Source organism: Flavobacterium sp. LC2016-13 (assembly GCF_009707955.1).
Lineage (GTDB): Bacteria > Bacteroidota > Bacteroidia > Flavobacteriales > Flavobacteriaceae > Flavobacterium.
In genome coordinates this window covers 126,682-140,385 of the sequence record NZ_WMDQ01000007.1, presented here as the reverse complement: position 1 = coordinate 140,385, position 13,704 = coordinate 126,682, and the positions used below count along the sequence as shown (strand labels likewise).

Here is a 13,704-nt window from a genome sequence, read left to right as displayed (position 1 = left end):
TTAGTTAATTACAGACAAAAGTAACACCAAAATTTTTAAATACAAAATGAAATGTTAAAAAAAACCTACAAAAATTCCATTAAATGGGAATTATATAACTTTTAACATTTTACCAACTGATACGAAAGCACTTATAGCTTTATCTAAATGCTCTTGTGTATGGGCTGCTGATAATTGAACTCTAATTCTTGCTTTCTCTTTTGGAACAACAGGAAAGAAAAATCCGATTACATAAATTCCTTGCTTTAATAACTCGTTTGCCATTTGTTGAGAAAGTTTTGCATCATATAACATAACGGGCACAATTGCTGAATCTCCATCGATTATATCAAAACCGGCTTTTTTCATTCCTTCTTTAAAATAATTAGTATTCCATTCTAATTTATCACGTAAAGAAGTATCTTTTTTCAGTAATTCAAAAACTTTAATAGATGCACCCACAATAGCCGGCGCAAGTGAATTCGAAAACAAATAAGGACGTGAACGCTGACGCAACAATTCAATAATTTCTTTTTTGGCCGTTGTATAACCTCCCATTGCACCACCTAAAGCTTTTCCAAGGGTTCCGGTTATAATATCAACTCTTCCCATAACTCCTTTTGCTTCAAGCGTACCTTTTCCGGTTGCTCCAATAAATCCTGCAGCGTGACATTCATCAACCATTACCATGGCATCATATTTATCAGCCAAATCGCAAATTTTATCTAAAGGCGCTACAACTCCATCCATTGAGAAAACACCGTCAGTAACAATTAGTTTAAAACGTGCACCAGCTTCATTTGCCTTAATTAATTGTTGCTCCAGATCTTCCATATTGCTATTTTCATAGCGATAACGTGCTGCTTTGCACAAACGAACTCCATCTATAATAGAAGCGTGATTTAAGCTGTCAGAAATAATTGCATCATTTTCTCCTAACAAAGGTTCAAAAACTCCACCATTAGCATCAAAAGCTGCAGCGTATAAAATAGTATCTTCTGTACCGTAAAAATCAGCAATCTTTTTTTCTAATGTTTTATGAATATCTTGTGTTCCACAAATAAAACGTACAGATGACATACCGAAACCATGCGTATCCATTGCATCTTTTGCAGCCTGAACAACTTCAGGATGAGACGAAAGCCCTAGATAGTTATTGGCACAAAAATTTAAAACCTTTTCTCCTGTTGAAATAGTTATTTCAGCATCCTGAGCCGAAGTTATAATACGTTCCTTTTTGAAAATCCCGTTTTCTTCAATCGTTTGCAGCTCACTTTGCAAATACTCTTTAATTTTACCGTACATTTTTTATCTATTTAATATGTTAAAAATTAACAAGTTAGCCACTTATAACCCTTTAACATCTGATTAATTTTATCACAAATTTACCACATCGATTTCGGTTCCAATATACACCAAAGCCCTTTTTAACACTTTGTATCCTAAATCTTCAATCGCATCTTGATATTCTTGAATTTGTTGTGTGTATTTCGAATTTATAGCACCAGTTTTATAATCGAGCAAGTAAGCTTTCTTGTTCTTTGTCAAAACAATTCGGTCCGGTTTCAGAATCTTACCTTCTTTTTGAACTATCGTTTGTTCATTCAGAATATTATTTGTGCCATCAAAACAGATACTTAATTCTGTATGATTTACAATTTCATGAAGTGTTTTCTTGACTTTTTCAACCTGATCAAAAGTAATTAAACCATTTTCTATAGCTTTGGTAATGGCCAAATCAACATCTGATTTATCTTTTACAAATGCCAAAATTTCATGAATTATATTTCCGTACGAAATCGCTTCTTGTTGATGTGTTCCCCACATCAAAGATTCTTTTTGAGCAATTTTAATATTTTTCGGATTTAAAACTTCGGAAACTATCGGAATTGTTTTTACCAAATCTAAAGTTTCACCAGACGGCGAAAGTTTTACTTTATTCCCAAACTCATATTCTAATTTTTCCGGATCATAAACTCCTTTATTCATTAAAAATTTAATAAAAAAAGAAGCCATATTACTTGGGAATTCACCGTCTTTTCTCTCTTTTATAGCTTGAGAAATAATATACAATTGTTCTTCGGCGCGGGTTAATGCAACATATAAAACATTTATATTATCGAGTAATTCTTCTTGTTTTTTTAAATTAAAAACCACCGACGCACTTTCTCCAAAACCTTCAACTGCGCTGCTATTATCAATCAGTGCTTTTGGAACTCCCAAATCTGCATCTTCCGTATCGAGCCACAATTTATCTTTTGGTTTTCTACTATAATCTTCTTCTGCAAAAGGCATAATTACAACTGGAAATTCCAAACCTTTCGATTTGTGAATGGTCATAATTCGAACTGCATTATTTCCTTCGGGAGACGGAATACTGAATTTGTGCGCATTTTTATCCCAATAACCTAAAAAGTCAGCTATTCCTGCCTGATTTTTAATGTCGCGTTCTAAAACAATATCCAGAAAATACTGCACATAAGCATTTCCTTCTGATGGAAGTACAAATTTTGAAATGATAATTTCTACCGCTTCATACAATGATTTTTTTCGAATATTTTCAAATGAAAGTGACACATCAAAAGTTAGCAGCCATTTCTCGAAATCATTTTCAATTCGTTGAGCCATTCCCTGCGCAATAAAATCATGAATTGGCATTTCAATTTCTATTGTGTTTGCTAAAAAATGCAGAAAATTAGCTTTTGCTTCAAGATCAATACTATTGTTGAGATATTTAAGCAAATGAATAATCAAGCGAACTTCTGTTGCGTTTTGAATCATCAAAGTTTCTGAAGACAAAAGCGGAATGTTTTGCTCTGTTAAATAATTTGCAATAGCAATTCCCTGATCTCTTTTACGAGTCAAAATCACGATGTCTTTATATTCAAAACCTTCACGAACTACTTTTTGAATTGTATTTAAAGTTGCTAAAACATATAAATCTGATTTTTCTACAACTTCTTCTTCATCGGCAAAATCATTTTTTTCGATTATAGGCAAAAAAGAAATATTGACATATCCGCCTTTTTTAGAGTTCGTGTTCTGAAAACTATGATTTTCATATAAATCTTTATAATCTTCATTAGAAAACTCCGTTGAAATCAGTTTAAAAAAAGCATTATTAAAATCAATTACTTCGCTATAACTTCTGTAATTGGTATTTAAATGTTCAATTGATTTATCAGGATTATTAAACGGATTTATATCTTTACTTAGTTCAATAAATTGTTCTGCTTTTCCTCCGCGCCAGCGATAAATAGATTGTTTTGGATCTCCAACAATCATCAACGTTCCTTTATTTCCTAAATCGTCCTGCCCGGAAAGCGCATTATCTATTAATGGAATTAAATTTTGCCATTGCATCTCTGAAGTATCCTGAAATTCATCAATAAAAAAATGACGATATCTTTCTCCTAAACGTTCGTAAATAAAAGGCGCAGGTTGATTCTGAATTTCACGATGAATAATCGCATTGAATTCTGAAATCGACAAAATATTTTGTTCTGATTGAATCTTTGCCAATTCATTACTTACCGTATTTAATAATGAAAGTGGCGTTATATTTTTCAAGAAAGCTTTGTAAAAATCTCTTTTTTCGAAATTCTTATAGATTTTTTCTAATGTCTGAAGAAATTCAGGAATAAGATTTTCGATTAAAGCCCTGTCTTTTGCTGTTTTGTTGATGGCTATGTCATCAAACTCATGAAATGTTTTATTTCTTGGATTATATTTTCCGTCACGAATACTTTCTAAATGATTTGGAAATGTTCCTCTTGAAAATGATTTTAAATCAATTCCGTTATTATCAATCAAAGAAAGTAGTTCAGTTGCAAACGCTGCATTTTCTTTTTCTAAATCAGAACAGAGAACAGCCATTTTCTTTTTGATTGCCACGAATTCTTCGATCGAAGTATCTTGAAAATGCGAAATCTCATTTCGGTTATTTTCATTTAAAACCAATCTTCCTGTTTCGAGAATTTCACGCGAAACATCCCAACTTTTATCATCGTCGGTTTTTTCCATCGTAAAATCGATCAGTAATTTGGTCAGAGTTTCATCTTGTCCTGCTTGTGCAATAATGGCATCAACTGCTTCGATCAATAAATTTTCGGTATCTAAAGTAACTTCAAAAGTCATCGGAAGATTTAAATCATGTGCAAAGGCACGAATAACTTTATGTGTAAATTTATCGATTGTCGAAATATCAAAAGCAGCATAATTATGAATAAGATGCTTAATAATACTCTGAGACTTTGTTTTGATTTTAATTACCGAAAGTCCTGTTGACCGGGACAAATCCTCCATTAAATCTCTGGCTTTCGCCGAAGGTTCTTCTTTGGCAAATTCAGACAAACTCCCAACAATACGGCTTTTCATTTCATGAACGGCTTTATTGGTAAAAGTTATCGCCAAAATATTACGATAAGCGTCGTTTTTAGGAGATGAAAGAATAATTTTTAAATATTCTTTGACCAAAGTATAGGTCTTTCCTGAACCTGCAGATGCATCATAAATAGAGAACGACGGACTTTGCATAAGTTTGGTTTTTTGTATGGTAAAAATAGCACATTAAATCCCAATAATGCAAAATTCCAATAGCTGATGCGATATCACATACAGCTATTGGAATTTTGTATTAAAATTTTAGATTTTAAAAACAAGCTTAATGTTTTGGAAATGCTCTTTTATTAAAAACAAGCAAGATTCCAACTCCTGTAGAAATCGCCATATCGGCAACATTAAAAATAGCATTAAAAAACATAAAATGTTTACCTCCAAAGAAAGGTATCCAAGTTGGTAAATTACCTTCCCAAATAGGAAAATAAAACATATCTACAACCAAACCATGAAACCAGGTTCCGTATGGATGCGGAGAAAAAAGTGTTGCAAGATTATGTGTGCTGTCATCAAAAATAACTCCGTAGAAAACAGAATCTAAAATATTTCCTGCAGCTCCGGCAAAAATTAAAGCTATCGCAACAATCAAATAAGTAGAATGACGTTTTTTTATTGCATCAGCCAACCAATATCCAATTCCGAATACAGCAAAAATCCTAAAAACGGTTAAAATTAATTTACCGTATTCACCAGGAATTTTTGTGCCCCACGCCATTCCTTCATTTTCAATAAAATGTATTTTGAACCAGTTAAAAATATGAACTTCTTCACCTAAGATAAAATTGGTTTTTACATAGATTTTTGAAATCTGATCAACAAGTAAAACTAAAAATATAAGGAAATACGCTTTTCGTAATGACATTTTAATAATTTTTGATGCGCAAAAGTAACAATTTAATCAAAAAAAACGCTCCTTATGGAACGTTAATTCTTTTGTAACAAAACTTATTACCAAAGTCACATCGTTAAACAGAATATATACTCTATTTTTTAGTAGTTGTTTGAGTAGCAGTTTTTGGAGTGTCTGCAAAAAAGCCGGAAATTGATTTAAGCAATCCTTTGCCTTCTTTTCCTGTACTGGCTTTTTTAGAAGCATCTTTATCAATTTGAGCTTTTAATTTGAGTCTCATTTTCTCGAATTCCTTCATTCTACTTTCAATATCCGAGTTTACATCTTTGAATTTCAGTACTTTAGCCATAATGTAGGTTTTTTATAGTAAAAAATAAAATTATTTAACTGTTTCGTATTACAATGATACATAATTTAATTTATATTTGTTAATAAAATTAACACTTGTTTAATTCAAATAGACGTATTTCCTTTAAATATAATGTTGATATGAGTAATTTTTAACAACTCCTCAAACTTTACCCTAATGAATGAAATCACATCCACCTTAAACGATTATTTGGTTACTACTAAATCTACGTCAGCTCTTATTTTAAACGGAAAAGGAAAGCTAATCACTTCCCTTCATATTGAGTACGGAGATAGTATTGCTGCAATGAGTGCTGCAATTTTGTCTATGAGCGAAAAATTTGTATCCGATTTAGAAAAAGGCTCTCTCAAACAATTATTTTTAAAAACAACCGAAGGCGTTGTTATTGGAAATAAAATTAACAGCTCAAATTTTGTAATTGCATTTACCAAGGACGGAACCAACCTTGGATTGTTAATGCGAACAACTGATGAACTTTCGGCAGAATTAAGCAAAAATTCCCTATTGAAATAACATAAATCTATTAACAACAAACCCACCTAAAACTATGAGTAATGACTTTTTAAACGTGTTTTTAAATGAAATGAAAACAAATGTAAATGGCTTTATTGCTGTTGCCGTAACCGAAATTGAATCAGGATTAAGCTTTGGAAATTTAACTGTAGATCCTTCCTTTGACCCTGAACTCGCAGCCGCTTACAATCTTGAGGTTGTAAAAGCCAAATTAAGCGCCGTAAAAGCTTTAAATTTAAATCAGGACATCGAAGATATTTTGATTACGTTATCGAATCAAATTCACATCATCGATATTTCTCCTAACAAAAAGTTTATGATTTATCTTGCCGCAGATGCCAGTAAAGCAAACTTAGGGATGACAAGAGCTATTTTAAGAAAGCATAAATTAGACTTAGAGAAAAATCTAGCTTAATTAATTTGTAATAATCTAGAACTGGCCTTAATCAAGACAGTTCTAAGTTATTATATTTTACTTGAAATTTGACCACATAAAGATTTTTTTGACAAAAGGAATCTTTTATCAAATACAAAAAAACGCCCCTGAATAAGGAGCGTTTTTTATTTTATATTATCGTTGCAGATTTTTAGCTTCGATACTCATTGTAGCATGAGGAACAATTTTCAGTCTTTCTTTACTGATCAATTTACCTGTTACTTTACAAATACCGTACGTTTTATTTTCTACACGGAATAATGCATTTTTAAGATCGCGTATAAACTTTTCCTGTCTGATAGCCAACTGTGAGTTTGCTTCTTTAGACATTGTTTCGCTACCTTCTTCAAAAGCTTTAAACGTTGGAGATGTATCATCTGTCCCGTTATTCAAATCGTTCATGTAAGCACTTTTTATTAAATCCAGATCGGCTTGTGCTTTTTGTATTTTATTTTGAATTATTTCTTTGAACTCTGCTAAATCAGCATCAGAGTACCTTGTAATTTCATCTATCATGGTATTTATACTTATTTTGAAATTAATATCATTGTTTTAATATCATCAAACTCAATTTCTATGCCGCTTTCTAAAGCGTCTGTAAAAACCAAACTATCTGTTAACGTCTCAGACTTAATATAGTCTTCATTTTTAAGAATGGCTTCTTCTAAAAGACCATTTCTTTTTATTTGTACTTTAATTTTGTCAGTCACTTCAAATCCAGAATCTTTACGGATATTTTGAATTCTGTTTACCAACTCTCTTGCAATACCTTCATTTTTTAATTCTTCTGTGATCGTAATATCAAGCGCAACTGTTATTCCGTTTGAATTTGCAACCAGCCATCCTTCTATATCCTGAGATGTTATTTCGACATCTTCTAATGATAAAGTTACGTTATTTCCAGCAATAACAATATCTAACGTTCCCTGCTTATCTAATTGATTAATCTGATCTGCAGAAAAACTCTGTATTTCTTTGGAAATCAGACCCATATCCTTACCAAAACGCGGTCCTAATGTTTTAAAATTAGGCTTAATTTGTTTTACTAATATACCTGAAGCATCATCTAAAAGTGTAATTTCTTTAACGTTTACCTCTGCTTTTACAAGCTCGGAAATAGCTTCGATTTCAGCTCTTTGATTTTCGTCAAGTACCGGAATCATTACCTTTTGCAGTGGTTGACGCACTTTGATCATTTCCTTTTTACGAAGTGATAAAACCAAAGATGAGATCGTTTGAGCCTTCTGCATTTTGCTTTCTAACGTTTTATTAACAAAGTTTTCGACAAATTTTGGAAACTCAGCCAAGTGAACACTGCTATATTGCTCAGATTCTGTCGAAATTGTCAAATCGCGATACAATTTATCCATGAAAAAAGGAGCGATTGGAGCGCTTAATTTACTGATTGTTAACAAACAAGTATAAAGCGTTTGGTAAGCTGCAATTTTATCATGTGCGTATTCTCCTTTCCAGAAGCGACGACGGCATAAACGAACGTACCAGTTGCTCAGGTTTTCCTGAACGAAGTCAGAAATTGCTCTTGCTGCTTTCGTAGGCTCATAATCTTCATAACATTCATCAACAAATTTTATTAATGTATGCAATTCAGACATAATCCATTGGTCAATTTCCGGTCTTTCACTTAACGGAATTTCCGCTTCAGCGTATTTAAAACCATCTATATTCGCATATAACGAAAAGAATGAATAAGTGTTGTATAAAGTTCCAAAGAATTTACGGCGCACCTCAGCAATTCCTTCAAGATCAAATTTTAAATTGTCCCATGGATTTGCATTCATAATCATGTACCAACGTGTGGCATCAGGACCATATTCTTCAATGGTTTTAAAAGGGTCTATAGTATTTCCTTTACTCTTAGACATTTTTATTCCATTTTTATCCAGAACCAAACCGTTCGAAACTACGTTTTTATAAGCTACTTTATCAAAAACCAAAGTTCCGATAGCGTGCAGCGTATAAAACCATCCACGAGTCTGATCGACACCTTCTGCAATAAAATCTGCAGGAAAATCTTTGTTCTCGTCGATTTTATCTTTGTTTTCGAAAGGATAATGCCATTGTGCATAAGGCATTGCTCCAGAATCGAACCAAACATCAATTAAATCGCTTTCGCGTTTCATTGGTTGGCCAGAAGCCGAAACTAAGGTTATTTGATCGACAACATTTTTGTGCAAATCAATTATATCATAATTTGATTCATCCATATTTCCGATTTCGAAACCTTTAAATGGGTTTTCTTTTTGAAAACCGGCTTCGATAGATTTCTCAATCGCATTGTATAATTCTTCAACAGAACCAATAAGAACTTCTTCTTTTTTGTCTTCAGTTCTCCAAATTGGCAACGGAATTCCCCAATATCTAGAACGAGATAAGTTCCAGTCGTTGGCATTTTTCAACCAATTTCCAAAACGTCCTTCACCAGTAGACTTAGGCTTCCAATTGATAGTTTCGTTCAGGTCGAACATTCTATCTTTTACATCGGTTACTTTAATGAACCAAGAATCTAGTGGATAATATAATAACGGCTCATCAGTTCTCCAACTGTGTGGATAACTATGTACGTATTTTTCAACCTTAAAGGCTTTATTTTCTTCTTTTAATCGAATAGCGATTTCAACATCTACAGATTTCTCCGGAGCTTGTCCTGCATCGTAATATTCGTTTTTTACATATTTCCCTGCAAGTTCTCCTAAATGTGAAGTGAATTTTCCTTGCAAATCTACCAAAGGAACTGCTGTTCCGCTTTCGTCTAAAACCAACATTGGCGGTACTTCCGGCTTTGCTTCTTTTGCTACTTTAGCATCATCTGCACCAAAAGTTGGTGCTGTATGTACAATTCCTGTTCCGTCTTCTGTTGTTACGAAATCGCCTGCAATTACTCTAAATGCGTTTTCTGCATTTTGATAAGGTAATACGTACGGTAATAATTGTTCGTATCTGATTTCAACTAAATCAACACCTTTTGCTTCTGCTAAAATTTTGTATGGAAGTTGTTTGTCGCCATTTTTAACTTTGTCAAAATCAGCGTCATCTTCACTTGCAAAAAATCCTTTTCCGAATTGTTTTCCAACTAAATTTTTAGCCAAAACAACATTAACAGGCTCAAAAGTATATTGATTGAACGTTTTTACTAAAACGTAATCGATTTTTGGTCCAACAGTCAAAGCTGTATTCGATGGCAATGTCCAGGGAGTTGTCGTCCAAGCCAAAATATGAATATCTCCAAAACCTTGTAAAAAGCCCGGAAGCGTTTCTGGCAAAGTTTTAAATTGCGCTACAATCGTAGTATCTGTAACATCACGATAAGCTCCAGGCTGATTTACTTCGTGAGAAGACAATCCTGTTCCTGCTTTTGGAGAATATGGCTGAATCGTGTATCCTTTGTACAACAAACCTTTATCGTAGATTTGTTTCAAAAGCCACCAAACAGATTCCATGTATTTTGGTTTATAAGTTACATACGGATCTTCCATATCTACCCAATAACCCATTTTTTCGGTCAAATCATTCCATACATCGGTATAACGCATTACGGTTTTTTTACACGCTTCGTTATATTCTTCGATAGAAATGGTTTTGCCAATATCTTCTTTTGTAATTCCAAGTTCTTTCTCGGTACCTAATTCTACAGGTAATCCGTGTGTATCCCAGCCGGCTTTTCTTTTTACCTGAAAACCTTTTTGAGTTTTATATCTGCAAAAAATATCTTTAATCGCACGCGCCATCACGTGGTGAATTCCCGGTAATCCGTTTGCTGAAGGCGGGCCTTCAAAAAATACGTAAGGCTCTGCACCTTCGCGAGTAGTTACACTCTTTTCAAATATATTTTCTTTCTTCCAAAAATCAAGAACTTCTGACGCTACAGTTGGCAAGTCAAGTCCTTTGTATTCAGTAAATTTTGTGCTCATTTTATCCTTTTCTTAATCGAGGTGCGAAAGTAAGGAATTTTGAGTAAAATAGATAAAAGATGATAGAAAAAAGACCGATATGGCGAAATTTATAATGTAATATTCAAGAAATAGTAACCTTTTGTTTGATTTAAGAGAAAACTTCTTTTAAAACTTCTAAAGATTTTGGTTTTTTGAATCCGTCTAAATGATAACTATAGTAATCGATCAATATTTTAAGTAGTATTTGTCTTTCAATTACATGAAAAACTTTTTGATCGTTATCAAATTTTAAATCAATGAGTTTTTTAAACAAATTAGTTTCATGTTCGGTCAAAGCCGTTAATCCGTGAAAAAGTGTAAAAACTCCATCATTCATTTCAAAATAAGGCAAATCAATTTCAGAAACATCCGGATAAAATCCTAAATACTTTGTTGCTTCCAAAAGTAAAATCAAATGAAAATTAGAAATCTCATCATGATGATCAAACCAAGTCAGCGCCGTTTCTAAAAACATGAACAATGATTCGTTTTTTTCTTCTTCCTGAATTGAATAATGCAGCATTTCAGACAAAAACATTACAATCGTACTTTTGACAATATCAGTATGAATAGTCTGAAAAGGAACTGCTGTTTTTATTTCTTTGAAGTTTTCTAAAGTGCCTTTGTTTTTATGAACTGCTTCGATTTCTAAAATAGAAAATGGCTGAAAATAAGCAATTTTCTGGCTGTTTTTTTTACTCGAAAAAGCATCGCGTACGAAATAAGATTTCAGTCCGTTTGAAAGCGTAAAACATTTTACGATCAGGCTTTTTTCCTGAAATTTCAATGTAGAAATAACAATTGCTTTAGTTTTGACTAACAAAATTGGATTTTTAAATTCTTAGATATTAGACTTTGGGATTACTGGACTTTCGACTTTCAAACTATCTAATAATCATCACTTTTTTGACTTTAGTTTCTCCTCCGTCTTGTGCCGAAATAAATATCATATAAACACCTGAAGAAACTTTATATCTGCCAAAAGCTGTTGTATCCCACTCTATTGTCCCTCCTGCCGAAGTTGTTTCATAAACAAGATTACCTTCTATATCGGTAATTTTTATATTGGCTTTATCTAATAATCCGGCAATTTTTACTGTTCCTAAAAATTCAGGACGTACGGGATTTGGATAAACATAAACACTATTTAAGTCTTCATTGGCGCCAGTTGCAAGTCCCTTGAAAGAAATTAATCCTTTATTTGTAGCAAAAAAAACTTCTCCTGTCGCACTATTAATCTTAATGTCGTTTATAACATTACTTGGCAAAGGCGAGTTATTTATTGTAAAATGATATATTGTTTCCTGACCGTTCGGCGACACCATAAAAACGCCCGAATCTACGGTACCAATCCATTTATTATTCGCTCCATCTACTACAATCGAAGTAATAAACTGCTCATACAATAATTCCTGCGCTAAATTATCATCTATAATTATAATTGAATTTGCTTTTAGCTGACTTTCTGTTTGAAAACTATTTACATTCGACAAAACTCTCAATCCTTTTGTTGTTCCAATCCAAAGCTGATTTTTAGTATCGATTGCCAAAGCTCTTGCGTCATAAGTAGGGAGATTTCCAACATCGGCGCCAAAGTTCATTTTTTTAAATGTATTCGTCGTTTCATTATAAGCAATAACACCATCTCTGTTGGTTGCCATCCATTTGGTATTGTTCTTATCAACAACAAGACTTCCGTAACTAGTACTTTCTGCATTCGTAAGAATTGAAGCCATTGAATAACTTCCCCATTGTTCGTTTGTTTTTAAAACTTTCAAACCGTTTTTTACACGACTATTCGTAATCCAGAGATTTCCTGTTTTATCAAAAGCAGTTGCATTGATACGGATATCGATAAGATTGTAATTATCTGCTTTTAAAGTTTCTAAACTGCTGTTTTTATCGTTATATAAAATAACAGGAACATCATTTTCTACTTTTAATAATCCTGAAAAAAATGAACTTGCGTAAACCTGATTTTCATTACTTGGATTAACCAAGATTCTTGTTATCGATTTTGCATCGAAAACATCTTGATAAGGAATATCCAGCCAACCCGAAGCGTTATATTTACCAATACTATAATCATCTAAAGGATATGGATTATAACTTGTATCATAATCTCCATAAACCGCCCAAAGTGAATTGGCACTAGCATCTATTGAAAAAACATTATTTCTCGCCGGCCCTTTTGGTGTACTGCTTTCAAAAAAAGATCCGCTTGAAAGAGATCCTGAAAATAATCCCTTTTCTTTTGTTCCGATATAAATTAAATTGCCAACAACCGTAGCGCAAGTTAAAGTTACGTTATTATCAAAAACCTCTGAATTTGTAATTTGCCTGTTTAAAACCATTTGATTACTATAGACAAAAACTGAATTTGGTGTAGTAACATAAAGTCTGTGATTTTTTGCTCTCATATCTGTTGAAGCTTGCGGAAGCTGTAAAAAACCAACAAATGTGTTTGAGTTAAACCGATGAATATATCCAACAGAATTTATAGCAATAAGTTCAGTGTCTAAAGTTTCAATACTTGACCAATTGCCGGAATTTACGATTGCCCACTGGCTAAAGTCAATTAAATTTGGACTTGTACTATTGGCTCTTCTAATGCCGCTTGAAGTTGCTGCATAAATAAACCCGTTAAAATAAGCAGTTTGTTTTACACTGATTTCGGCTCCGTTATCACCAATAAAATAAGTATCACCAAATTGAGAAGTAGTTAAATTGAATTGTACAATTCCAAAATCGCAGGAAACATAAACCAGTCCGTTATGTTCCATAAAATGATTGACTTTTTTGATATTTGCGGGCAACTGTTTATTAATAATGTCTACTTTTTTAACAATGCTTCCATCTGTTTCATTAACAACAATAATCATCCCGTTTTCGTAACCAACTATTGTTTTTTTGAAACTTTCGCTATGATATAAAGCAGATATTGTCTGGCCCGAAAGTCCATCAACCGTTGTGGTTGTTTTAAGACTATTTGTTGCCGTGTTTTTTGAGAACAACGCATTTTCTGAAGCTGCAAAAACAGTTGTTGAAGCTTCTGCAACATCTTTTATTTCGTTAAACGAAAAATATCCTTGCCAGGACAATTTACTTTGCGTAAAACCTAATTGCACGAAAAGCAAAAGCAAAATATACAGAAACCTTTTCTTCATCTTATAATGTAATTCAGATAGACAAATATACTACAAACGAA

The 13,704-nt window shown here is 32.9% G+C and carries 10 protein-coding genes; 2 read left to right on the top strand and 8 right to left on the bottom strand.

Annotated elements, in window-relative coordinates; genetic code table 11:
* Positions 1 to 90 precede the first annotated feature (90 nt).
* From kbl to GKZ86_RS15290, 4 genes are all read right to left on the bottom strand, one after another.
* Positions 91 to 1,284, bottom strand: coding sequence for a glycine C-acetyltransferase (gene kbl / locus GKZ86_RS15305; RefSeq protein ID WP_154783951.1), 1,194 nt, complete (start codon positions 1,282 to 1,284; stop codon positions 91 to 93).
* Between the two features lie 72 nt (positions 1,285 to 1,356).
* Positions 1,357 to 4,515: an exodeoxyribonuclease V subunit beta gene (locus GKZ86_RS15300; RefSeq protein WP_154783950.1), complete on the bottom strand. Its 3,159-nt coding sequence runs from the start codon at positions 4,513 to 4,515 to the stop codon at positions 1,357 to 1,359.
* A 127-nt stretch (positions 4,516 to 4,642) separates the two neighbouring features.
* On the bottom strand, positions 4,643 to 5,239 hold the full coding sequence (locus GKZ86_RS15295; RefSeq protein WP_154783949.1) for a lipoprotein signal peptidase: 597 nt from the start codon (positions 5,237 to 5,239) through the stop codon (positions 4,643 to 4,645).
* Positions 5,240 to 5,360: 121 nt separating this feature from the next.
* Positions 5,361 to 5,576, bottom strand: coding sequence for a hypothetical protein (locus tag GKZ86_RS15290; protein ID WP_154783948.1), 216 nt, complete (start codon positions 5,574 to 5,576; stop codon positions 5,361 to 5,363).
* A gap of 177 nt (positions 5,577 to 5,753) precedes the next feature.
* Here GKZ86_RS15290 and GKZ86_RS15285 point away from each other — a divergent pair, with 177 nt between their 5' ends.
* Positions 5,754 to 6,110 carry a roadblock/LC7 domain-containing protein gene (locus GKZ86_RS15285; RefSeq protein WP_154783947.1) on the top strand — a complete coding sequence of 119 codons (357 nt, stop codon included), beginning with the start codon at positions 5,754 to 5,756 and terminating at the stop codon, positions 6,108 to 6,110.
* Between the two features lie 34 nt (positions 6,111 to 6,144).
* The gene (locus GKZ86_RS15280; protein WP_154783946.1) at positions 6,145 to 6,525 is read left to right on the top strand and encodes a hypothetical protein; all 381 of its coding nucleotides are present in this window, start codon (positions 6,145 to 6,147) and stop codon (positions 6,523 to 6,525) included.
* Positions 6,526 to 6,681: 156 nt separating this feature from the next.
* On the opposite strand, the gene GKZ86_RS15275 is transcribed toward GKZ86_RS15280, so the two are convergent.
* The 4 genes from GKZ86_RS15275 to GKZ86_RS15260 all read right to left on the bottom strand — a co-directional run bounded on the left by GKZ86_RS15275 (position 6,682) and on the right by GKZ86_RS15260 (position 13,663).
* On the bottom strand, positions 6,682 to 7,062 hold the full coding sequence (locus GKZ86_RS15275; RefSeq protein ID WP_026983623.1) for a TraR/DksA C4-type zinc finger protein: 381 nt from the start codon (positions 7,060 to 7,062) through the stop codon (positions 6,682 to 6,684).
* Between the two features lie 11 nt (positions 7,063 to 7,073).
* Entirely contained in the window at positions 7,074 to 10,475 is a 3,402-nt protein-coding gene (ileS, locus tag GKZ86_RS15270) for an isoleucine--tRNA ligase (RefSeq protein WP_154783945.1), read from the bottom strand.
* A gap of 130 nt (positions 10,476 to 10,605) precedes the next feature.
* Positions 10,606 to 11,319, bottom strand: a complete 714-nt coding sequence (recO, locus tag GKZ86_RS15265) for a DNA repair protein RecO (RefSeq protein ID WP_154783944.1) — start codon at positions 11,317 to 11,319, stop codon at positions 10,606 to 10,608.
* A 61-nt stretch (positions 11,320 to 11,380) separates the two neighbouring features.
* The gene (locus GKZ86_RS15260) at positions 11,381 to 13,663 is read right to left on the bottom strand and encodes a T9SS type A sorting domain-containing protein (protein ID WP_154783943.1); all 2,283 of its coding nucleotides are present in this window, start codon (positions 13,661 to 13,663) and stop codon (positions 11,381 to 11,383) included.
* Positions 13,664 to 13,704: the final 41 nt, after the last annotated feature.